The following is a 23227-nucleotide window of genomic DNA, read 5'->3' as shown; positions in this document are numbered from 1 at the left end:
ACCCTTGAGAAACTTATTGCTGTGCAGCCTTATACCGGTCGTATTGCGCCTGCCTGCCGGCAATAACCTGCTCAATGTTCATTTTTTTCAACGTCTCCATATAACTGTCGAACTGTTCCAGACTGGTATCTCCGCTTATAAATTTGAAGTTCATCTCTTCCACATAAGTTGTAATGTCCGGCATGGACATGCTCTCTACACTCGCTTCATCTGGCAAAGCATATACAAATGGGAACGGCTCGTGGATGTAAGGCTCCAATTCCTTATCAAGCTTGGCATGCCATTCGGCCACAACGGAATCCGCCGAATCCGTAGACTGAATGTTCGGCAGATTCACGGGACCAATGCCGAGTTTCTGGATATAGTCATTATCTTTACCTTTGTCCGTGAATGTCTTTACGCCATTCTCTTCGGTATACGTATCATCCTTGATTCCCCACGTATAATACGTCTGCGCTTCTTCACTTACCGCATAATCCAGGAAACGGAAGGCGAGCTCTGGATTTTTGCTATCTTTGGAGATTCCAAAAATGCCACTCACAGGAGTACGTCCAATATAAAACTGGTCTCCATGCGGTCCTTTCAGTGGCAGAATGCCTTTGAAGATAGGCTCCCCCGGATCGTAATCTTTGAACAACGGACTGTAGACCATCGACATGTACCAGCTAAAATTAAACGTGGCTCCAGTTACATCCTGCGAGATACGGGAGGTCACCTGATCGCTTGTGGTACTGGCATAGTCCACCCCGAGCAGGCCTTCTTTGTACAGCCCATTGAGGTATGTCAGATATTCTTTGTAGGCGGGCTCATAATAGCTGAAATGCACCTTACCCTGGTCATCGGCATAGAACTGATTGGACAGATCGAGGCCAAAAGCAGGGCCAAATGCCATCGGCACAAACTTGGATTCCATGGACAACGGTATTTCATCCGCCTCGCCGTTGCCGTTCGGGTCATCTGTCTTGAATTTGCGCAGCATCGCTGTGAACTCATCCAGTGTTGTTGGTTCATTCAGTCCCAGCTTCTTCAGCCAGCGTTCATTCACCATAAACAATGGCATGTAGTTTTTCGTAAGCGTTTGCTGCGGAACATAATACATTTTACCATCTGGCGTCGTTAAACTGGCTTTGACGGATGGGGATTTGTCGTATATTTTTTTGAGATTCACACCATACTTCTCCACCAGGTCATTCAGCGGAATAAACAGACCACTGTTAATGTATTTCATGAGCTGATCCTGATCCGGGAGATAGACGATATCCGGCAATCCTGTTCCGGCTGCAAGCCTTGGATTCACCGCATCTGCATAATTCTGCGGCGGAATGAGATCCCAATCGACTGTTACCCCGGCATTACTCTCAATTTTTTTCACAATCTCGGCAGTAGATAGATCCACGTTGGTTGTCCATGCATTGGTCCCGAGAATGGATAGCTTGGCATCCTTCTGGTCCGTTACCGGCCCTGCACCTGTGTAATTGAACGTTGGCTCCGAGCTTGGTGAAGCACTGCCTGTGTCTCCCCCTGTCCCTGTACTGCTGCTGCATCCGGCGAGACTAATGGCAAGTATCACCGCGAGAACACTTTTTCTTCCGGCCCCTCTGATTATCATCCGTTATTCCTCCTTGTTATGAACAACCTTGGGTGAAGCATGGTGATCAATAAGGCTATCCTTTCACGGCTCCGAGGGTAATCCCCTTGACGAAGTACCGCTGGATAAAAGGGTAAATCGTAACGATGGGCAGAATGCTGACCACGATCGACACATACCGAACCTGAAGGGTGGACACCGCCAGTGCGCCCGTGGTCATCGTACCACCCATCTTTTGCATGACCTCGGGTGAAGCCATAATGAGGACCCGGCGCAGGAACATCTGCAAGGGCTGCATATCCTGTTTGCCCAGATATAGAAGGGCCGAGAAGAAGTTGTTCCAATGGAAAACGGCGTAATATAACGTCAGCACGGCAAGTGTCGGCTTGATGATAGGTACCGCCAGGCGATAAAGCATCGTCAGTTCATTGGCCCCGTCGATGCTGGCGCTTTCGAAGATTTCATTCGGAATACCCTCGAAAGCTGAGCGGCAGATCATGACGTTAAACGTAATGACCAGCACGGGCAGCACCATCACCCAGCGGGTGTTATATAGACCCAGTGACGTAATCAGCATGTAGACCGGAATGAGTCCACCCGAGAAATACATGGTGAAGGCGATGAAAAAGTTCAGCTTTCTACGCAGGAAAAATGTTTGCCTGGATAAAGGAAATGCAGCGAGGCACGTAGCTACAATATTCAGCAATGTACCTATAACCGTGTACCACAAGGTATTGTAGAAGGACACCCACAACTCCCGGTATTGGAGCACCATCTTGTACCCGGACAAGGTGAATCCTACCGGCCACAACGCAACCTTTTGTTTGTCGATCGCATCAACCGAGCTGAATGAAATGCTGATCACGTACAGGAAAGGGTACAGCGTAACGACGACTGCCAATATGGTCAGCAGGTAGACAAATCCGTAGAATAACCGGTCACTTCTCGATTTTTGCATACAGGTCTCCTTTGGGTCGGGATATGGTCTTACCAGAGTGACATCTTGGTCAGGCGCCGGGTCATCGTATTAGCCGCAAACACAAGCACAAAGGTGATAATGGAGTTGAACAGGCCGACGGCTGTCGCAAATCCGTAGTTCTGTCCTTCGATCCCCATCCGGTACACGTAGGTAGATAACACGTCTGCGGTCTCATAGGTAGCGCCGTTATAGAGCAGATATACTTTCTCGAAGCCTACACTCATAATGCCGCCAAGCGACAGGAGCAGGAGGATGACAATTGTTGGTTTGATGCTAGGTAGTGTCAGGTGCCATAGCTCCTGGAATTTGTTGACGCCGTCAATTTTGCCGGAATCGTACATTTCAGGATCAATGCCCATAATGGCTGCAATGTAGATAATGGAGCTGAAGCCAAAGCTCTGCCAGATATCGGAGCTGGTGAATATCGTTCGGAACCATCCGGCGTCCATCATGAAGTTCACTTTCTCCATACCAAGCTTGGCAATCAGGGTGTTCACGATCCCGTCCGTGGGTGACAGAAAGTTAATAATCATGCCCGCAACAACGACGGTGGAGATGAAATGCGGAAGGTAGGTGACGGTCTGGGCGAACCGCTTAAACGTCTGATTCTTGATCTCCACAATACAGACCGCGAACAGAATGGGGATGGAGAAGCCGAACAGAAGTGGCAGGAAGGCGAGCAAAAACGTGTTGCGCAGCAGCCTCCAGAAGTAGATAGAGTTCACAAATTGATCAAACCATCTTAGACCTACCCATTCCCCGCTAAACATTCCCTGCCCCGGCATGAAATTTCGGAACGCCAGCAGCATACCCGGCATGGGAACATACATGAAGATGACGTAATACAGAAAAATGGGTGAGAACATCAGCAGCAAATACTTATCCCGTTTGATCAGGCTGAACAGCGTAGACATGCGGTTTTTCACCTTATAGCCTCCCCTTCGCATTAAAATTACAACGTTTGAATTTTTACGCGTAAATATACTGCGTTATTCATATTTGCATATTTAACTTTGAACCCATGGTTAATTAATCGCTTTTTAAAATGGGATTTTCATCGAAATGAAGGTGCATCCGATAGGCATTTTTAAGCAGGCGACCATAATTACAACGTTGTAATTATGCCCTAAATGTATACGCTTACATAAAACTATTCTCCCCATCTTAGCAAAGTCCATCTGGTTTGGCAACAACAAAAATTAGTGCATGCCTGCAAAGAGATCTGTATCGTTTTGCCGATCAGAAAGACAGGTTAGTGGGCAAAAAAGGCAAGAAAAAAGGGCTACGAACGCGTATCTTCCGTTCTGCCCGGCTCTTGCCCTGCCTCGCCAGCGCTCTGGCGCATCGCAGGATTGTTCTATTTTTGAAACGTGTACCTGTGGCTTCAACCTCTTTGCACTCACATCCGGTTCCGATACTCCATCGGTGTTACACCCTTCACTCGCTGAAACGCTCTGTAAAACTGACTGACATTGGAGAATCCCAGCCCAAAGCTGATGGTGGTCACTGAATCTGTGGTATGGCGCAGTCGTCGGGTCGCTTCCTCCACACGCAAACTCAGCACGTATTGATACGGCGTTGAACCTGTCAGTGCCTTGAAGGAGCGCATAAAATGGTATCTGCTCTGGTGCGCTACTGCCGCCATGGATTCAATGTCCATTGGACTTGTATAGTCACTATGTATATACTCCAGGACACGCCGCAGATGGGGGTCGATGAACGCGCCACCGTTGCTGCTTGTTCGCTGAAGCAGATTCTGAAGCTGGCCGCTAACCAGACTCGCCCCGGCGCTCCCCGTGGCATCCATTCCTGCGGCTGCTACCGTCAGGCTGCCTCTATTCTGTTGTCCACACAGCACTCTTGCAAGATATGACTCTACGGCAAGCTCCGTTTCCTGTATGTGCAATGGTTCAGGCTCATCGTCCAGCAAAATGGCGTTCCAGCCTCGGAACAGTCTGCTGATTTCAGCAGGATCAAAGGTTTGTGTGGTCCGAAATTCGGTCTGCGCCCCTTGTCGATCTGAATCCCTCAAGCCGCCTTCTGGCGGATTACGAAACTTGATCACGATAACCGCCGAATCCGAACCAATCTCGAAAAAGTGCTCCATCCGGGGATGGGCAATAATCCCCAGTCCTGCTTGCAAAGGATACGTCTGCTGTTCCTGCACCAGATGACACTCGCCTCTTACCGGCAGCGTTACCTGATACCAGTCATCATGCACATGGGGTTCGTTGGCGAATCCGCCAGAAGCCTTCCACAATTCCAATCCATTCAGCATCATATTTAATTCCATCATTTCCTCACCTGCTGACATTATAGCAAATCGTGCTCACTTTCCAAGCACTTTTCACAAAGACAATCGCTGTCTGTATCTTTTATCATGGAAAAAAAATAATTCGAGGTGATCTCCCGTGGCTCAAGCCGCTGTAAGCAAAATGCAAATCAATCACTCCGCCAATTGGGCGCTTGCCGGGGTCAGCTTCGCCCACCTGCTGAATGATGCAATGCAGACCGTTGTTCCGTCTGCTTTTCCGCTGTTCCAGCAAACCCTGCAGCTCAGTTTCGCCCAGATGGGGTGGATTGCCTTCACATTGAATATTACCGCATCGGTCCTGCAGCCGTTGGTCGGTTATATGTCAGATCGCAAACCGATGCCGATCCTGCTTCCCGGCGGCATGTTATTCTCCCTCATCGGTGTTCTCGGCTTTGCCTTGTCTTCCGAGTTATGGATGCTGCTTGTCTCCGCAGCATTGATTGGCATAGGCTCATCCATTCTCCACCCCGAATCCTCGCGCGTTGCCCATCTGGCGGCAGGTCGAGGACGCGGAATGGCACAGTCCATCTTCCAGGTCGGTGGCAACACAGGTCAGGCTCTCGCCCCGCTGCTGGTTGCCTTTATCCTGCTCCCACATGGACAGCTTAGTTTTCTGTGGCTTATGGCTTTTGCTCTAATCGGGATCGTTATCCAATCTTCTGTGAGCCGTTGGTACAGAGACAAGCTGGCAGACAATCGCAGCCATAAGCAACAGCCTGTACAGGCCAATGGCATCGTGCAGCCTGCTGCTCAGCCTGCAAGTCGGGGATTTATCGCTTTTACGATGGGGATTCTCATCTTGCTGCTGTTTTCCAAATTCGTATATATTGCCGGCATGACCGGATACTATGCATTCTATTACGCCGATGTGTATAACCTGCCTCTTTCGCAGGCACAGATCTGCCTGTTCGTTCTGCAATTTGCGGGTATGGTTGGAACCTTGCTCGGCGGCCCACTGGCTGACCGTTATGGACGTAAACCGATGATCTGGTTCTCCATCGCGGGTACTGCTCCATTTTCACTGTTGCTGCCGTATGCGGGACCTGCTTTATCGATGGTATTATGCGGCATCATCGGACTTATTCTCATGTCCGGCTTCAGCGTTATCATTGTATATGCGCAGGAGTTGCTGCCACGTCATATCGGAACGGTGTCCGGATTGTTCTTCGGCCTGTCATTCGGCATGGCGGGACTTGGATCGGTTGTGCTTGGTTCCCTGATTGATGTGACCAGCATTTCATTCGTCATCAAGCTATGTTCCTTTTTGCCTCTGCTCGGGGTGTGTGCTGTATTCCTGCGCCGAGATCGGCCAAGAAACGCCTAATATATTGATACAACAGTGGTTTTGTGACTACAATAGGGTCAGGATAATCGAATCGAGACAGAGGCTAAACAGAAGGAAGGAATAACCCATGATCATTGATGTACAGCATGTTAGTTGGAAAAGGGGACCAATCACCCTGCTGAACGATGTCAGCTGGCGTGTAAACGAAGGCGAACATTGGGCACTGCTTGGCCTGAATGGTTCTGGCAAAACCACCCTTCTGAACATGATTACCGGATATCTTTGGCCGACAGAAGGTACGATAACCGTGCTCGGACACCGCTACGGGGATGTGGATTTGCGTGAGCTGCGGAAGTCGATCGGCTGGGTCAGCTCCTCCCTTCAGGAGAAATTGTATGGCACCGACCGCACCCAGTATGTCGTGATCAGCGGTAAACATGCCACCATCGGACTGTACGATAAACTTTCGGATGAGGATCTGGATCAGGCACGGGAATTGATGCGTACACTCGGCTGTCAGCATCTGTGGGATCGCGAATACCGTACCTGCTCCCAGGGAGAGAAGCAGAAACTGCTTATTGCCAGAGCCCTGATGGCTAATCCGCGTGTGCTCATTCTGGACGAACCCTGCAACGGGCTTGATCTGTTCTCCAGAGAGCGGCTGCTGGAAAGTATCAGTGAACTGACACAGAAACCGGACACCCCTTCGCTCATCTACGTGACCCATCATACGGAAGAAATATTGCCTGTGTTCAGTCACAGTCTTCTGCTCCGGCGGGGCGAGATCGTGAATAGCGGATTAACCAGCGAGTTGATGCACAGAGATGTACTGAGCAGCTTTTTTGAAGCGCCTGTGGATGTGGATCGGCATGGACAACGGGTCTATGTAAGAGCATCGGACAAATAATTTTCTATATCTATATAAAATTGAACTAAACATTTACACGAGAACGGAGAGGACAGAAATAACCTGAAGAAGCGGAGCGCTCGCCTAAAAGCTTTCTAAAAGAAAGCTACATCGGAAGCATACGCTTTATCCCCGGATTTTCCCCTTTAAATAAGGGATTCAAAAAAATCTGGGGATAACAGCGATCGGAAGGTAGTTCTGTCATCGGAGTGGCAAGTGTAAATATTTTTTAGTTCAATTTATCTATTCACAGTCAGAACAATCCGAGCAGCCCACAAATCTTATCCACATGTGGACAGGTTTTTGGGCTGCTTGGCTATATTATGAATTATCCACAGTTTTCTGTGTGTTATTTCCGGGCAGAGAGGAATAAAAACAACGGAATACGCTGTCTGCGCAGATACGTCTCCTCGTTCACGAAATTGGGACGCTGAGGCGCCGATTCCCGCAGATACTGCACCTGAAATCCTGCCTGCTGTAATGCCATGTAATAGGATTCAATGGAACGATGCATTTTTTTCACCGTGCCTCCAAGCCATTGCTGCTCTCGAAATCCCTCCACAAAATATTGATCGACGACCCAGTTAGTTCGGACCCCTGATGGCTGCAATGTTGACGTGATCACAGGATGTTCTACCGAAAATACGAATGTGCCATTCTCTTTTAACGTATGGTATACCTTGCGGAACAGGCTGTCCACATCCTCAATATAATGAATCGCCAGTCTGGAGATGACCAGATCATATGTATTCGCAGGGTAGCTCCAATCTTCCATATACGCTTGCTCAATGTGTGCGTTCTGTCCCTTTATCGATTCATGGGCAGCCTGAATCATATTCACTGAACCTTCAATTCCTGTGTAACTGCCACCGAGGTGGCCAGGCCCCAGCAGTTCTGCTCCGAACCTCGCATCCCCGCAGCCGAGATCCAGTATGCTCTTGCCCCCAACGTCTCCGATTAGCTCCAGCATGACAGGTTTCTCCAACGTATCATTGGCATTCTCCTGCCACTGCCGACGTTCCATGTATTTCTCAAAATTAGCCTCATCTTCGTAAAAATCCGATCCCCGTTCGCTCATTGCACAACCCTCCGTTACTGTTATGAAATTCAGCTCTCATATTCAGCCTGGAAGATTATACACCTTCGGAAGTTAACTCGGGAATACCTTTCAGATTAGGAATTGGCAAGCCTCGAATAAATAAACATGCCAACGTCTTCTTTCTCTGCTATAGAAAAGCATGGATCAAGAACAATACAGCAAAGGCGAGACCCGATCTCAGATGCCACTGCCGGTCCAGCTTCTTGTAACGGAAAAACCCAGCAATCGGAACAGGTAGCAGAGCCAGACCGGCGAGCAGACCCGTAATATGGTTAAAGTCCAGCTTAAAATCGAACAAAAAGGCTCCGACCACATGAAGCGCAATCAAACCCATCGCAACCATGGCAACCGGGACGTGTACTCGCCGGGCTATACCCAGCAGCTTTACAGCCAGCTTCCTGATTCCCGCCCAGGCGTCAAGCCACTTTCGTTTTATCATAAACAGAATCACGTAATAAGCCAGCACAACAAAGAGCAAGATTCGGGCTTGAGAGCCATAAACCTTATACGCCTCGCTGATGTGTTGGTCGTTCCAGTTTGTTGTATTGTTATACAGATGAATTAAACTCCACAGACCGTAAGCCAAAATAACTGCGGTCAACACCAGACTGAGCCCTATCCATTTGCGGTCTTTTTGAGGAATATAAGCCTTCTTCTTCACGGCTGACTTGTTCATGATCACTGTCCCTTCCCCTATCAGGGATCGAATGTAACGAAATTTAACCTCTCTGGCATTATAAGAACAGGCGGCTCTGCTTTGCAGAACCGCCTGGCTCGTGGTTGGTCAAGTAGCTTGCTCAGCCAAAGCGCTGTGTTTTGTACCATTTGCTCTCACGTTTCTTGATCTTGTCCATAACCAAAGAGTAGAAAGCCTTGATCGAGATGATAATGAACAGCTGTGCATACGTAAAGTAGGATACGCAGGCGTAAATAAAATTACGCGTATTACTCTGTCCAATATCTGCCGCGAGTGCAAGATTAATCTGTAATACATATATAAAGTACATTAATGCCCATCCAATGACGAGGAACACATAGGCATCTCCGGCAAACTGGAACGGCGAACTCACGTCCGGTTTAAATATTGCAATGATCTGGTAGACGAGATTAACAAGAAAGATAATATCCGATACAATAATGGCAAGCATAAACCAAAAATAGCTGACCGCATAATAGAGAACCAATAACTTGTTGCGCCAGCTGGATCGGTTGAACAGGTTATGGATATTATCCAGAACAACCTGATAGTTCCCTTTTGCCCACCGTTCGCGCTGTTTCATATACACGCTGAGCTTCTCCGGCTCTTGCTGGTACGCTTCTGCTTGAGGCGCAAGGGCAACAAACTGACCACGATTCAGAATCTCAAAGGATAATGCCGTATCCTCCGTGATCGCTGTAACATCCCAGCCGCCGATCTCCCGGATCAGCTTTGTTTTAATAATATAATTGGTCCCCGGAATGGAACCAAGCTGGAATAATTCCCACAGCCCTGTATGATACACCCGCTGAGATGTGATAATCTCCAGATTAATGCATTGGGAAAGGAAGTTTTGTCCCCGGTTCCGTGCTTTATTTCTGCCAAATACAACACCGTATTGTTCGGGATTTTCCAAAGCCTTTTGCGTCAAAAACATCAGGGAATTCCGCTCAGGGGCAGCATCGGCATCAAAGATGCAAATCCACTCTCCGGTGGATATGTCCAGACCGTCATTCAATGCACCGGACTTGCCTCCCGTACCCTTACGTTCCATAACGGTCACATTCCGATGTACATAACTGGTTTTACTCAAAAATGTCCGGAGCTTCTCCGCGGTATCATCGGTGCAGTTATCTGCAATAACGATAACCTGGACCTTATCCTCAGGATAATTCAGGCGCAGGATATGCTCTACGGTAGCCACAATAACCATACCTTCATTATGCGCAGGTACCATGATGGTTACGGTCGGATAATGATCCATATTTACAGGAAGCTGAATCCCCCTTTTATCCTGTTTCTGAATAAAACGAATGGCTCCAGCCATGATGACTATGGATTCAAATACAGCGATCCATATACTAAATATGGATAATATCAAAATAAAGTCAGCCACTTACCTTCCTCCGATCGTACTTGCGATTCACCTTGGAGCGAAAGCGAAGAGTGGCGATCGTTAATAAAATGGTAAAAACACCCAATATGCAACTGACAGCAATACAGATGGGTATGAACCAGGACATGTATTCCACAGAGCATCTCTCCTTTCCTGCTAGTTTTAGATATACTCTCCTATGAGATCTGTCTCTGTGTTCCGTTCCAGTGCAGCAATAACAGCATCAATATCCTCATACTTTTCGAACTGCTCCTTCTGGAAAACCAGTGCACCGGATCGAATAACCGTCTGTAGTTCATTTCCTTTTTTATCAATCATCTGCAGATCCATCATCGCTTTTTTGATCCGCTCTGTAAGCAAGGGCAAGTACTCCACATCGGTCATCGGGCAAATGATCACAAACCGTCCCCGATCCACAAAAAACTTGTAATCCTCATACCGGATTTGCTTCTGGATCGTATTGGACAACTCTAGCAGAAACTGTGCATATCGTATGGAGCCAAGCGATTCCAGCACCAGTGGCAAAAATTCAATCTTGAACATCGCCATGCTGAACCCATAATGCTCCGAGTAACGTCTGGCGAGATTGCTTTGCTTCATGACCGTATCGGCTAGAGCTTCCTTGTTGCCCAAGGATGTATCCGGGTCAATCTCCGGATTACGTTCTTGCAGCTCCTGCAGTCGCTCCATGACCCGTGCAGTGCGCACAAGGCTTGCCTTGATAAAAGCAGCCACAGCCACATTGGCCGGAATTAACAGCCACCATGAGAATGTAAGTACATTTGCATCCGCATAGGTAACAAGCCAGACAAAATACGAGACCAGATATACAAATCCGGCAACGACAGACACCCCGACAGGTATCACAAAACCAAGAACCAGCGCACCAAGCGATGCGATGCTGAACACCAGATCCAGTGTGGTATAGCTCTGATTCATTTCAATTTTTAGATAGACAACGAGTTGCTGGATCACAGCTAATCCGATCAAAATGGCATATCCCCATGCCATACGAAGAATGGGTGCTTTGTTCCTCATAGTGACCTTCTCTCCGGTTAATGGATTTGTGATGTCTAAGTGATGTCTAAATTACGACAAATTACGACATGAAAACACAAATATTATGCTACCACATTAACCAAAATATAAAATGACATTTATATTACTTTTTAAGTGTTTTTTGCAATTCAGTCTCACCAAGCAGCGGAAACAGGTTGTCAAACATATGTGTATTTCCATCAAATACATATCCTCCTGGATAAGCTTTATCCAGATTGCGCAGGGCGATCATATGGTTATACAGCTGCTTGGCCCATTTTGGATCACCCGATCGAACAGCGAGCAGTATGGCGAGTCCATAGACGGATGGAGATTCATAGGATACCGCAGAGGTTCGCTCCGAGCGTTTATATTGACCCGGCAACCGATGACGGGTATTGAATTCCTTTTTCAGAAAGGTAATGAGCTTGTCCGGTTTCCGGCCGGTTACCGTAAGATGATTAGCCACAATCAACTGGTCAATCAGGTTGACCGTGTCATCATATGTATATTTTTTCGTTTCGACATTAAAGGTTTTAGGATAAAACACGCCGTCATCCGGCATGCTTTTCAGCAGTGATTCGTATTTAGCATAGGTTCCAGGCTCCAGCATCTCATGCTGTTCCATCGCCTGAAGAGCCCGCAGGTCAACATAAACCAGGCTTAATGTACTCGTATCGGGGGTGTTTCCATGGGCGAAATCGTGAAAATCAACATAATATCCCTTGTTCTGAACGGATTGTGTCAGGGTACGAACAATATTCGACGCTGTGGTCAGCTTCTCTTCCCGGCTCTGTTCCCATTGATCTGCTGCCTTCAATAAAGCATCAACAATTCGAAAATCATCACCGAGCGCATTGGTAGTCACATGTGATGCCCCGTTCGCGTCCAGTTTCCAGGCAATGTAGTTTTGCGGCATCAGAAAATAGGTCGTTAACCGATCATAAGCCTGTTCAAATAACACCTGATCGTTCTTGGCGACGGCGTATTGCATCCACAGACCAAGAGATTCAGACAACGCCTCTCGGCCTGCCACGATATCTGCATCTTCTGACGAAGCATCCTGGAGATACGTTGCCAGTGTGCCATTGGGGTTGGTCATATGATGCTGGACAAATGAAACGGTTGGGGACAGCTCGTTCATGACAAACCGCTCCTTCATGAAAATAATCCATGCTGCCATGATGCTGACGGCCAGTATGACCAACCATAGTATTCTTTTCCGATTCATGATCTGCATGCTGTCCTCCTGCGTTGTTGCAACTTTCGAATCACTACTCTTCTCCTTGAGATAGGGCTGGCTAAGTTCTGGGATGTAAGGATCAAGGGTAGAGGTATGTTTCATTCAGATTGATCCATATAAGGCCGGCGGCCGCCCTTTTTGACAAATTTCCAATCCACTTCAATGTTATGACGCATCCGGCGCAGAAGCTGAACGGCAATCTCAATCTCTTCATCCGTTAAGCCTTCCAGCGTTACCTGATCGGAATGAACACCCTCTCTGCGGATAAACTCCCAAGCTTCCAGGCCAGCGTCAGTCGGATATAACAGCTTATTTTTTTTATTACCCATTGCCGACTGTTTGACGACAAACCCGTCCGATTCCAGTTTACTAATGGCTCTGGCCGCCGTGGTACGATCGACTTTGATTAATTCAGCCAACTGGTTGGGAATAATGCCTGGATTTTCGCAAATGCGATAAAGATACAGATACTGTCCACGAGACAGGTTTAAATGTTGGAATTCAACGTTACTAATAGCATCCAGACAGCGGGCAATCATACCAATTTCACGCAACACTTCTTTTTTTTCAGTCAATGTCTTCACTCTCCATAATAAATTGTTGCATTCGCAACATAATTGATGATATAAATGATTGAAATCGATTTAAATTTTAATCATAACAACACATGTAATAGGTTTACGTTCATGCTATGTACCAGTTTACCATGTCAGGATAGGATTACTATTGACCAAAGGAGAAACATTCATGAAAACAACTATTGTTGAAGCGAATAACCAGGAGGTGCTCGACGCCTGCTTTGCCATTCGTACCGCTATTTTCGTTGAAGAACAAGGCGTGTCTGCCGAGGATGAGTTTGATGCCTATGACGCCCTTGGTACAGAAGCAAGACATATTCTACTTTACGTGGACGGTGTACCGGCCGCTTCATCCAGACTGCGTGTGGTCGAAAATGTTGCCAAATTGGAGCGAATCTGTGTGATGCTGAATTATCGTAAACATGGACTCGGTCGTGTGCTGATTGGTAAGCTTGAGCAGATGGCACTCGATCAAGGGTTGGAGAAAGCCAAGCTGCACGCACAGGTACAAGCCTCGGGGTTCTACGAACGTCTCGGATATACGGCAGCCTCGAACATATTTATGGAAGACGGCATTCCTCATCTGCTGATGACCAAAAAACTGAAATAACGACAAAAAGAGCATCCTCAAAGGTCTGGAACAGGACTTTGGGATGCTCTTTTTGAGTTCTAAGGAACCCAGCAAGTGTTATTATTGGCGATTTAGCCATTTGGGGAATGTAAGGAATCTTACACACCTTATTTTCTGTTTTGTAAACCTAACTTGCACTTCTTATGCGGCTTTTACTGGAATAACGTGACTGAAATTCGTTAGCATTTCTAATTCAAGTAATTTCCCTCAATAAAGTGCAGTGAGTTCGTTAGGAGTGCTCCACTTAGGGGAGCGTTTACTTAGCATATATCATGACAAAGAAGTCAGGCGTTAACCTGACTTCTCCTCTTGCATCCTCATCCCAAAGCCAGACGGCCTGGCTGTGCGTCAGCAGCATTATTTTTCATCTGTTTACTGCGTAATTGTCCGCAAGCCGCATCAATATCGGTACCATGCTCCATGCGTACAGTGGCATTAATTTGGTTCTTTTTCAATGTATCATAGAACCCCAGAATGGACTCTTCTGTACTCCGCTGATATTGACTGTGCTCATCCACCGGATTATACGGAATCAGATTGATACTGACCATACTTTTGCGACTGGACAACAGTTCAGCCAGTTCTGCGGCATGTTCCCGCTTGTCGTTGACGTCCCGAAGCAAAATATACTCAAACATAATACGCTTGTTTGTCGTGGCCAGGTAATAATCCACCGCGTCCATCAATTGTTCAATCGGGAAGGCCCTGTTGATCTTCATGATCTGTGTACGCAGTTCGTTATTCGGTGCGTGGAGGGAGATCGCCAGATTGACCTGCAGATTGCTGTCTGCAAATTCCTTGATCTTGTCAGGCAGCCCGCTCGTGGATACGGTGATCCGCTTGGCTGCAAGCGCCAGACCTTTACGATCTTTGATCACTTCGATGAAGTCAGACATGTTCTGGAAATTATCGAACGGTTCGCCAATCCCCATTACGACCACGTTAGTTACCCGCTCACCTTGGCCAGCTGCATCAAGATACTGTTGTACATGCATAATCTGTTCCACAATTTCGCCACCGGACAGATCGCGGCTCTTCTTGATCAGCCCGCTCGCGCAAAAGCTGCAGCCAATGTTACATCCCACTTGGGTGGTTACACATACAGTTAGCCCATACTTTTGGCGCATTAAGACCGTTTCAATCAAATTCCCGTCCTGCATACGAAGCAGAAATTTCACCGTACCGTCCGCCGATTCCTGCTTCACATGTTCACTCAGCGAGTTCATCGTGAAATGCTCGGAAATGACATCCAGACATTCCTGACGGACGTCGGTCATCTCTGTAAAATCATTCACACGTTCCTGATATAACCACTCCCAGATGCGGGAAGCGCGGGATTTCTTCTGCCCGTGCTCCGGCAGCCAGGCACGTAATTGCTCTAATGTTAATCCATATATGGATGATTTAATCATGTTATTGTCCTCTTTTCGCAAAAAAGCATATGGCTCATCGGTTCTGTCGAAAAAACCTCTACTCTGTATTGTCCCAAAATTGACGAGGGAACACAAGGGCTTTTGCATTTCTTCCAAGAGGTTTTATTCATGGCAAATCTACACAGCCGCTTATTTCAACCAGCTGCACTCCGCAGCTTTTAGAAGTGGATAATACCGGAGGTGTGCAGCAGAACGAGAAACACCAGAATTGGCGCTACATAACGCAGCATGAACAGCCATACACGGAACCAGCCTGCACGCAGGCCGGATGCTTCGGCTGCCTTTTTCCAGAAGTACCCGGCAAAAATAGTAACGAGCAATCCACCAATCGGAAGCAAAATGTTGGATGCTACAAAGTCCATCCAGTCGAACACACTCTTCGAACCAATGGTCCATTCAGGGAACAATCCGAGCGACAAAACCGAAGGAAGCCCAACGATGAACACAGCGAGTGAAATGGTCCATACCGCGCGGCTTCGGCTCCAGGACAATCTTTCCATGAAATATTTCACCGGAACTTCCAGCAAGGATACTGCTGACGTCAATGCTGCAATTGCCAGGAGGACGAAGAATAGTCCTCCAAACAGGAACCCGAGAGGCATGGCCGAAAAGGCCGCTGGAAGAGCCACAAAGATTAGTGACGGCCCCTGATCAGGTGCAATTCCGAATGAGAATGTCGTCGGAAAAATGATCAAACCTGCAATGAATGCATAGAGCAGGTCACCCGCACCGACAGCGACTGTTGCTGCACCGAGCGATTGATTTTTATCGACATACGAGCCGTACGTTACTAAGATACCCATACCCAGCGATAGGGAGAAGAAGGCATGCCCCAGTGCAACCAGCGCCGATTCGGTCGTCAGCTGAGAGAAGTCCGGATTTAGGAAGAAAGAAACTCCCGCGCCAGCTCCCGGCAAAGTCACTGCACGAACCATCAGGATAATGAGCAGGACAAGCATTGCGGGGATCAGTATCTTGTTAAACTTCTCGATCCCGTTGGATACCCCTTTGGCTACAATCCAGCCTGTGATTAGAACCGAAACCAACTGCCATACAATCGGTAAATAACCACCCACGAAGTCACCGAATTGTCCGGCATAATCCGAATTGTTATACAACGTGCCACTAAAGGACGTCACTGCATATTGCAGCGTCCAACCTGCAATGATCACATAAAAGGAAAGGATGATAAACGGCGTCAGTACTTGCAGTAATCCAGCCGCAAGCCACCCTTTTTGCCCACCTGCCTTGATAAAGGCCGTCGCCGCGCTACCTCTGCCGCTCCGACCAATTGCAAGCTCAGCCAGCAGAACAGGCAGACCAATCAACAGGAGGCAGACGATAAAGAGCAGGAAAAACGCAGCTCCCCCGTTCTCTCCCGTAATATAAGGAAACTTCCACATGTTGCCCAGACCGACTGAACTGCCGATGGCAGCCAGAATGAATCCGGCCTGTGAGAAGCGTTCACCCTTGTTGGCTCCGTCTTGATTCAAATTGGGATTATTGGACTTACTCAAATTCATTATATCTACTCCATCTGTTCTAAGATTTTCCGTTATTATATAACAGTCATCCCCTCAGGTCATTCGAAAATCGAAATTAATCGAAATGTTATTTATTTACAGTAATGTCTACTCTCATGTATTACCTTTGCCTTCTTCGTTTAACAAAGCAATCTGATTATGATGCGCTACGACAATCCACTCGCTCCGGTATACCCATTCCACAGTTCCAAAACCCATTTTTCCCAACATATGAACAACCAATTCACCCAGCAAGGAAATCATCCTCAGAAAGCAGTATGTGATTTGTAGTCAATTTGAACCTCCCCCACCATCTCAATCCCCATATTTTCTACCAAACTCAAAAAACCGTCAGGGGAGTTCGCCCTGACGGTTCTCTTGAATTTGGAGGATATCCGAGATTTGGCATCGTGTCCGTGTACCCTTTTGTAATATTCAGTCTAGTTCACGTCCTTCGTCTCCAGTCGACGCATCGATAGCAAGGCAATCAATAAACCGGCAGCTCCGAGCGAAAGGTGGATCGCGAGGATGGAGTTAATGGATACCAACAGACCGTTAAACCCGGAACATACGATGAGCACCAGAAAGATGGAGGAGGCCATGGTGGCTGTATTCGAATGCTTGCGCATCCCGAATAACAAAGGAATCAGAGCCATTGCGGCAGCTGACAGCGAACTGAAGGTGTACTTGAGCAGCAGCACTCGTATCTGTTCCATCGTCAGCGAATCAGCAATGAATGGATAGAAGCGATCCACGGCAACCAAGACAGCACCCATCAGCACATCGGTGAACAGGATCATTCCGAACGTAAAAACGAAGATGATGACTAATTTGGCAGCGATCAGCTTCCAGCGTTTGATTGGATACGTAAAAAGCACACTTAACGTTTTTCTTCTGTATTCTCCGATAATCATACTTGAGAGCAGCGCCCCGGCGAATATCATGAAGGTTGCCCTAACGAAGGTATCGATTAGCATGAACGAATCCGGGTAAGTGGAAAAAGCGTAATCCTTGGCTCCAAAATCGGTAATGCCTATCATGGTCAGGAACAGAAGGAGCGCCAGGCTAGCCATGGCGGCATAGCCTATGTGACGTGCAAACCGGTACTTCCGTATTTCCAGCGAGATTAGTTTAAGCAACATCATCATCTCCCTTCAGCCCAAGCAATCCGTAAATTATGCCCTGTTTGATATTCAAACTGACATGGGAAACGGACTTTAAGTCGCCATAGGATTTGATGACGATAATGGTGCGCACAATATATATCATTGCTCGTGCTCTCCTTTATGTACAGTCCCTTGCGGGTGATTATATCTCTATTGTAAAGGGAAAAGCCTTCATTTTAATTACTCGATTCTTACAAAAACCTTAAGATTGTTGCTAGCAACCCGAACAGCCTTCGTGTACCCCCGACATGAATTCCCTATGTGAACGTTTTGAATCTATTCTACACAGATTTCGGTCGTTCTCAGCCTGTCTTTCTTCCACCCTTTCAACTGTAAGCTTTTTGTAAGAATGAATTAATAAAAAAGCAGGATTCGCACTCTACAATCAAGTTATATCGGTTGATACGATACATTTCTGGGAGGTGGACAACAAAGATGAGTTTAATAAGGAAAATGCGCAGCTTCAGGAAGTCCCTAATAGGATTCTTCGCATTATTGATTGCATTAACGGGAGGTACAGGTGTCGGTTATGCAAGCATTGAACCTGAGACTAGACAGACGCTGGCACTTCAGCATGCAACGATCGTGGACGTAAAGTCCGGAAAGTTAACCAATGATCAGACGATTATCATTAAGGACAATAAGATAGATTACATTGGAAACAGTAGAGAAACAGCCATCCCCGATTACGCACAAGTAAGGGATGCTAAGGGCCAATACGTTATTCCCGGTTTGTGGGACATGCACGTCCATCTGGAAGATAACTATAAAGACGCTTTCCCGCTCTTTTTGGCTAACGGAGTGACTGGAATACGGGAAATGGGGGCAGCTTTGAAAAATGTAGATATATGGAAAACGAGCATTCAAGCCGGTATGCCTGCCCCACGCCTTGTTTATGCAGGATCGACCTTAAATGGAGGTCCTGCTGACGATGCTCCCCACATGTTCTACTTGAAAACAGAGGAACAGGCGCGGGAAGCCGTACGTCTTAACGTGGCAAAAGGCGCGGATCATATCAAGGTATACTCTTGGTTGCCCCGTCCACTGTTTCTGGCGGTCATGGATGAGGCCCAAAAGTACGGTTTGCCGGTGGTCGGCCATTTGCCTGTAGAGGTACGGGCCAGCGAAGCCGCTCAACTGGGATTCAAGAGCATAGAACATCTGCACGGTTTGTTTATTGCCACTTCGAGCATCGAAGACGATATTTTCAAGAATGCCGACATGAGTGATTTGCTCGGTTATTCGCTGTCAGAGATCGAGGCCTCCCAAGCCTATGATTCCGTAAAGGCCAACAAGCTGTTCCGCAAATTCAAAGAAAAGGGAGTCTGGCCTGTACCGACCATTGTTACCTATTTGAATATGGCCAAAACCGAAATCGATCCGCGGTCCAAATATGTACCGACTGCCGTGCAGAAGCAATGGGCCGAGATCATTCGCGCGACTCCTCCCGAACCAACGGAATTAGTGACAGCCATCAATTCCACAACGCCGGGCATGGTCAAAAAGTTAAACGATGCCGGTGTACCTATGCTTGCAGGCACCGATTCCAGTTTCGAAATGACTAACTTTATATACGGCGTTTCATTGCACGATGAACTCGAATTGTTCGTTAAAAGCGGCCTCACACCGCTGCAAGCCTTGCAGACGGCAACGCTGAATCCGGCGCGATATTTGGAGAGAGAGCAGGAACTGGGCACCGTAGAAAAAGGAAAGCTTGCCGATCTCGTGTTGCTTGACAAGAACCCGCTGGAGAACATTCGAAATACAACAAGCATCTCTGCTGTTGTATTGGACGGAAAGCTGATGGAGAAGCAGACTTTGGACCGAGCGGTGAAAACATATCCCGTGATAAAGGTTGCTGACATGAAAGATGAACCCGAAAAATCCGGGTCATCTGCCGATAAACACATCCTTCATAATCATTAATACTTCCATGCTAGCCTTTCCCTTCCCAAATAAGAAGTGGAAGGGCTTTTTTCATTTTCGGGTCCCACGGAAGTGCCGTTAATATGTATCCGCAGCTTTCCCTGAACGCCATGAACATCTAGTATCACCTGCGTGGTGATCCGGGAACAAGCGCCGCTACGGTATTGTTTGTATTCTGACACACAAAATGGTCGGTCTGCTGTTGCTTGTCATTGCCGTGGTGGGTGCAGCAGCCTATCTGCTATGTATTAAGGAGAATTTCGTATATATTATCCGATAAGGACAAAAAAAGAGGTGTCCCAACAGCCATTTCCATAGCTTCCGGAACACCTCTATTGTTATTAAATTTTAATTTCAAGCAACTCATATTTGATAATGCCCATTGGCGCATTGACATGAATGACACTGCCTACTTCTTTGCCCATCAGTTCTTTGCCAAGCGGGCTCTCATACGATATTTTGTTATCGGCAACATCAGCCTCGGCTGGACCAACCAGCTTGTATTCAATCTTCTCGGCAAATTCAATATCATTAAGCAAAATGGTTGAGCCAATGCTTACTTTATTCGAATCGATATTGTCCGAAGTGATGACTCTTGCTTTGGTCAGCATTTTCTCCAGAATCAAAATGCGGGTTTCCATAAAAGCCTGATCATCTTTGGCTGAATGATACTCACTATTTTCCTTCAGGTCACCGTAACTGATTGCGAGCTTCAGACGCGCCGCCAGTTCCTTACGCTTCACCGTCTTTAAATCCCTCAGTTCGTCCTCCAGCTTTTCCAAGCCTTCCTGTGTCAAAATCACTTCATCATTAGCCATTTTTCCATCTCCTAATCCTGCTTTCTATCTATATTCTAACCTATATCCCTTCCAAACGGTTAACATACCCCAGAAAAAGAAATTACACTCCCATTCATGGAAAGATGTGTATGCGGCATAACCTCTATAGTTCACTATCCCCTAAACTGTACCGGTACAATCAAAGTAAACCTATGTGTTCATCTTAGCCATTCACTTTTACAATGAAATCAGGGAGCAGCCAATCATAACGAGTACCTGCAGCCCACTACATGACTTGAGGTGATCTGGATGAATGTTACATTGACTCAACCTGAAATACGGGCCTACCTGAAACGGATAGGCATTGATGATATCAAGGAGCCTTCACTGGAATTTCTATCCGAAATCCAGCGGGCACATGTGCAGCATCTATCCTGGCAAACGGTCGATATTTTTGCTGGTCGGCCTGCGGGCATCGATGTTCAAGAATCGATCCAGCTTATATTACAAGGGCGCAGTGGATATTGTTTCCATCTGAATGGAGGATTCAGCATTCTGCTTCGCTCCCTGGGATATACGGTGCATTGGCATCGTGCCGGAGTTCAGCCACATGGAGAGCAGCCGCGAGTGAACTCGTTCCATCTTGGTCTGTCCGTCCTTCTGCCAGATGAGGACCCGAATGTGGAGCGTTGGATTGTGGATGTTGGCCTGGGCGGCATGCCCTTTGAACCTCTCCCTCTTCGTTATGGAACCTACGGCCAAGCGCCGTTTACTTATACATTGTTGCCATCATCCGTTGCCTCTGGCGGATGGCGACTTGAATATGAACCCAATGGGCCAAGTGAAGGTGTCGACTACGCTCCCGAAGAGCTTACCCGTCTGGAAGAGTTCCTTCCCAAGCATGAATTCTACAGTCAGTCAGCCGAATCACCATGGCATAACGCATTTTTGCTCCGTCAGAGGGATGCAGCCCACAGCAACGAGCTGCGAGGATGCATGCTCCGCACGCATGGGATCGAAGGTATATGCAAAACGGAGATTCAAACCTACAGCGAATGGAAAGACGTACTAGCTGAACGATTCCACGAACCGTTGGTGAATTATACGGAACTGGAACGCAGAGAAATGTGGAATCGAGTACGGGCTGCACATGAGGAATGGAAAAGAACACAACTGGCCTGAGGCGATATGGGGAAGACGCGAGAAACGGGATGAATATAAAGGAAAGCCTGCCATTGATGCCGAATACAACGTCAGGTGATAAATGATGATAACTATTCGTGTTCTGCAAGTTCCGGCAGAATTGCCGGAAGGCTACTGGAACTTTTTCCTGTCTCATGTATCGGAGGAAAGACGGGAACAAGCTTCACGATTCGTTCGTCTGGCGGATGCATATCGCTCTGTTCTGGGTGAAGTGTTGACCCGGGTGACGCTAAGCAAGCTGACTGGCCAGAAGCCGGGGGAGCTGTTCTTTACCCGTAACAAATACGGCAAACCTGCGCTCAGTCACGATCCCAATGTCCAATTTAATGTTTCACACTCCGGGGATTGGATTGCTTTAATCTCTGGCGTTGTCGCTACCGCTGATCTGGGTGTGGATGTGGAAAAAATAGCGCCGATCGACATGAAGATTGCGGAACGCTTCTTCTCGCTCACGGAGAGCCAATTTCTGGCTGCCGAGCCCGCTGAGATGCAGCTGGAGACGTTCTATCGCCTATGGACGCTCAAGGAAAGCTACATCAAGGCCGTCGGCATGGGCCTGTCCATGCCGCTCGATTCTTTCTCCATGATCCGCAAAGCTGACGGGAACTGGCACTCGCCGGAGGCCGCTTCTTATCCATTCCTTAGTCTGCGGCTGGATCAAGGACATATGTTGGCAGCTTGTTCCGCAGGTGAAGAATTGCCTGCCCAGCCGGATGTCATCACAATGGAAGAGTTGTATCAGGCATTAATATGAAGGAGGGGGTTACAAACCCCTCCTTCATTTTTTTATTTTATCAAACCAGTGCATAATCCCCTTTCCAAACCGTCCTGCAAACGCTGAATCTCAAGCGGTTCTGGAGAGAAATCAGATTATTGCTCGAGCAGCGTAAGCCATAGAAACGAACGTAAGGAACATAGCAATGGATATTTTAGATTCTTCTTGTAGATTTATGAACTAGCAATCATGCTGAAATGACAGAATCCCTGGCGAACCCCGCCAGGGATTTTTGATATTCAATGGACTGCATCCACATACTCTGATCTGAATGGATATCTTGTTCAACTGGGTTAATCCCCAGCTCCTCACTGATAGTTCGTCGTATTTTGTTCAAGAAAGTTCCATTCATGGCCCCGTCCAGCATCACCAGCACGTAGACGATACGGACAATGGCGAGCTTCGGATTCAGACCGAATTTCATCTGATACTCTCATGAACAGCACCAGGCATACCTAGTTCATCACAGAGGCTCAGTGGTTTCAGATCTGTCCATTGCTCAGCGATGTAATCGAGGCATACCCGACGCTTGGCTTTGCCAAGCATCATGGTCCAACCTGCGGGTACCGCAAGGGAAGCAGGCCAAAGGGAGTATTGACCTTCCTCATTAATTAACACCAGATAATTGCTGTCTTCATGTTCAAAAGGGTTACTCATCGCCTTATCC

General features: G+C 47.4%; 24 protein-coding genes. 6 read left to right on the top strand and 18 right to left on the bottom strand.

Features of this window, described 5'->3' with window-relative positions; genetic code table 11:
- Positions 1–13: 13 nt before the first annotated feature.
- The 4 genes from ACFTRD_RS21545 to ACFTRD_RS21530 all read right to left on the bottom strand — a co-directional run bounded on the left by ACFTRD_RS21545 (position 14) and on the right by ACFTRD_RS21530 (position 4863).
- Entirely contained in the window at positions 14–1609 is a 1596-nt protein-coding gene (locus ACFTRD_RS21545) for an extracellular solute-binding protein (protein WP_379383589.1), read from the bottom strand.
- A gap of 55 nt (positions 1610–1664) precedes the next feature.
- A complete protein-coding gene (locus tag ACFTRD_RS21540) occupies positions 1665–2546 on the bottom strand; it encodes a carbohydrate ABC transporter permease (protein WP_379383587.1) in 882 nt (293 codons plus the stop codon).
- Positions 2547–2575: 29 nt separating this feature from the next.
- Positions 2576–3493 carry an ABC transporter permease gene (locus tag ACFTRD_RS21535; RefSeq protein ID WP_063565906.1) on the bottom strand — a complete coding sequence of 306 codons (918 nt, stop codon included), beginning with the start codon at positions 3491–3493 and terminating at the stop codon, positions 2576–2578.
- Positions 3494–3966: 473 nt separating this feature from the next.
- Complete coding sequence (locus tag ACFTRD_RS21530) at positions 3967–4863, bottom strand: helix-turn-helix domain-containing protein (RefSeq protein ID WP_379383585.1); 897 nt, start codon at positions 4861–4863, stop codon at positions 3967–3969.
- 115 nt (positions 4864–4978) lie between these two features.
- Between ACFTRD_RS21530 and ACFTRD_RS21525 the strand changes: the two genes are divergently transcribed.
- Positions 4979–6205: an MFS transporter gene (locus ACFTRD_RS21525; protein WP_379383583.1), complete on the top strand. Its 1227-nt coding sequence runs from the start codon at positions 4979–4981 to the stop codon at positions 6203–6205.
- An 88-nt stretch (positions 6206–6293) separates the two neighbouring features.
- Positions 6294–7073 carry an ABC transporter ATP-binding protein gene (locus tag ACFTRD_RS21520; protein WP_379383581.1) on the top strand — a complete coding sequence of 260 codons (780 nt, stop codon included), beginning with the start codon at positions 6294–6296 and terminating at the stop codon, positions 7071–7073.
- A gap of 349 nt (positions 7074–7422) precedes the next feature.
- Here the strand turns inward: ACFTRD_RS21520 and ACFTRD_RS21515 are convergent, their stop codons facing one another.
- The 6 genes from ACFTRD_RS21515 to ACFTRD_RS21490 all read right to left on the bottom strand — a co-directional run bounded on the left by ACFTRD_RS21515 (position 7423) and on the right by ACFTRD_RS21490 (position 13085).
- Entirely contained in the window at positions 7423–8151 is a 729-nt protein-coding gene (locus ACFTRD_RS21515; RefSeq protein WP_379383579.1) for a class I SAM-dependent DNA methyltransferase, read from the bottom strand.
- A 148-nt stretch (positions 8152–8299) separates the two neighbouring features.
- The gene (locus ACFTRD_RS21510) at positions 8300–8854 is read right to left on the bottom strand and encodes a hypothetical protein (protein WP_379383577.1); all 555 of its coding nucleotides are present in this window, start codon (positions 8852–8854) and stop codon (positions 8300–8302) included.
- A 115-nt stretch (positions 8855–8969) separates the two neighbouring features.
- Positions 8970–10265 (bottom strand): glycosyltransferase family 2 protein, encoded by a 1296-nt coding sequence (locus ACFTRD_RS21505; RefSeq protein WP_379383575.1) that lies wholly within the window; start codon positions 10263–10265, stop codon positions 8970–8972.
- A 162-nt stretch (positions 10266–10427) separates the two neighbouring features.
- Positions 10428–11303: a diguanylate cyclase domain-containing protein gene (locus ACFTRD_RS21500; protein WP_379383573.1), complete on the bottom strand. Its 876-nt coding sequence runs from the start codon at positions 11301–11303 to the stop codon at positions 10428–10430.
- Between the two features lie 124 nt (positions 11304–11427).
- The gene (locus ACFTRD_RS21495) at positions 11428–12543 is read right to left on the bottom strand and encodes a glycosyl hydrolase family 8 (RefSeq protein WP_379383571.1); all 1116 of its coding nucleotides are present in this window, start codon (positions 12541–12543) and stop codon (positions 11428–11430) included.
- A gap of 101 nt (positions 12544–12644) precedes the next feature.
- Positions 12645–13085 (bottom strand): MarR family winged helix-turn-helix transcriptional regulator, encoded by a 441-nt coding sequence (locus ACFTRD_RS21490; RefSeq protein ID WP_379384431.1) that lies wholly within the window; start codon positions 13083–13085, stop codon positions 12645–12647.
- Positions 13086–13293: 208 nt separating this feature from the next.
- Here ACFTRD_RS21490 and ACFTRD_RS21485 point away from each other — a divergent pair, with 208 nt between their 5' ends.
- Positions 13294–13734, top strand: coding sequence for a GNAT family N-acetyltransferase (locus ACFTRD_RS21485; protein ID WP_379383569.1), 441 nt, complete (start codon positions 13294–13296; stop codon positions 13732–13734).
- 338 nt (positions 13735–14072) lie between these two features.
- Here the strand turns inward: ACFTRD_RS21485 and rlmN are convergent, their stop codons facing one another.
- From rlmN to ACFTRD_RS21460, 5 genes are all read right to left on the bottom strand, one after another.
- The gene (rlmN, locus tag ACFTRD_RS21480) at positions 14073–15167 is read right to left on the bottom strand and encodes a dual-specificity RNA methyltransferase RlmN (protein WP_379383567.1); all 1095 of its coding nucleotides are present in this window, start codon (positions 15165–15167) and stop codon (positions 14073–14075) included.
- 179 nt (positions 15168–15346) lie between these two features.
- Positions 15347–16711, bottom strand: a complete 1365-nt coding sequence (locus ACFTRD_RS21475; RefSeq protein ID WP_379383565.1) for a sodium-dependent transporter — start codon at positions 16709–16711, stop codon at positions 15347–15349.
- A 114-nt stretch (positions 16712–16825) separates the two neighbouring features.
- A complete protein-coding gene (locus ACFTRD_RS21470) occupies positions 16826–16966 on the bottom strand; it encodes a hypothetical protein (RefSeq protein ID WP_379383563.1) in 141 nt (46 codons plus the stop codon).
- 185 nt (positions 16967–17151) lie between these two features.
- Positions 17152–17853, bottom strand: a complete 702-nt coding sequence (locus ACFTRD_RS21465; protein WP_379383561.1) for an ABC transporter permease — start codon at positions 17851–17853, stop codon at positions 17152–17154.
- On the bottom strand, positions 17843–17980 hold the full coding sequence (locus ACFTRD_RS21460) for a hypothetical protein (RefSeq protein WP_379383559.1): 138 nt from the start codon (positions 17978–17980) through the stop codon (positions 17843–17845). Before ACFTRD_RS21460 ends, ACFTRD_RS21465 begins: the two co-directional genes overlap by 11 nt.
- Positions 17981–18312: 332 nt before the next feature.
- On the opposite strand from ACFTRD_RS21460, the gene ACFTRD_RS21455 reads away from it, so the two are divergent.
- The gene (locus ACFTRD_RS21455; RefSeq protein WP_379383557.1) at positions 18313–19803 is read left to right on the top strand and encodes an amidohydrolase family protein; all 1491 of its coding nucleotides are present in this window, start codon (positions 18313–18315) and stop codon (positions 19801–19803) included.
- A gap of 341 nt (positions 19804–20144) precedes the next feature.
- Here the strand turns inward: ACFTRD_RS21455 and greA are convergent, their stop codons facing one another.
- Positions 20145–20621 carry a transcription elongation factor GreA gene (gene greA / locus ACFTRD_RS21450; RefSeq protein WP_192271851.1) on the bottom strand — a complete coding sequence of 159 codons (477 nt, stop codon included), beginning with the start codon at positions 20619–20621 and terminating at the stop codon, positions 20145–20147.
- A 270-nt stretch (positions 20622–20891) separates the two neighbouring features.
- Between greA and ACFTRD_RS21445 the strand changes: the two genes are divergently transcribed.
- Both ACFTRD_RS21445 and ACFTRD_RS21440 read left to right on the top strand, forming a co-directional pair.
- Positions 20892–21764, top strand: a complete 873-nt coding sequence (locus ACFTRD_RS21445) for an arylamine N-acetyltransferase family protein (RefSeq protein ID WP_379383555.1) — start codon at positions 20892–20894, stop codon at positions 21762–21764.
- An 82-nt stretch (positions 21765–21846) separates the two neighbouring features.
- On the top strand, positions 21847–22539 hold the full coding sequence (locus ACFTRD_RS21440; protein ID WP_379383553.1) for a 4'-phosphopantetheinyl transferase family protein: 693 nt from the start codon (positions 21847–21849) through the stop codon (positions 22537–22539).
- A 208-nt stretch (positions 22540–22747) separates the two neighbouring features.
- Here the strand turns inward: ACFTRD_RS21440 and ACFTRD_RS21435 are convergent, their stop codons facing one another.
- A complete protein-coding gene (locus ACFTRD_RS21435) occupies positions 22748–22984 on the bottom strand; it encodes a hypothetical protein (RefSeq protein ID WP_379383551.1) in 237 nt (78 codons plus the stop codon).
- Positions 22981–23217, bottom strand: coding sequence for an MbtH family protein (locus tag ACFTRD_RS21430; protein ID WP_192271859.1), 237 nt, complete (start codon positions 23215–23217; stop codon positions 22981–22983). The genes ACFTRD_RS21435 and ACFTRD_RS21430 overlap by 4 nt, the downstream gene beginning before the upstream one ends.
- Between the last annotated feature and the right edge of the window lie 10 nt (positions 23218–23227).

The sequence above is a fragment of the Paenibacillus sp. NPDC056933 genome, assembly GCF_042674385.1.
Taxonomy (GTDB): domain Bacteria; phylum Bacillota; class Bacilli; order Paenibacillales; family Paenibacillaceae; genus Paenibacillus.
Note: the sequence above shows the minus strand (reverse complement) of the source record. Positions and strands in the feature narration are given on the sequence as shown.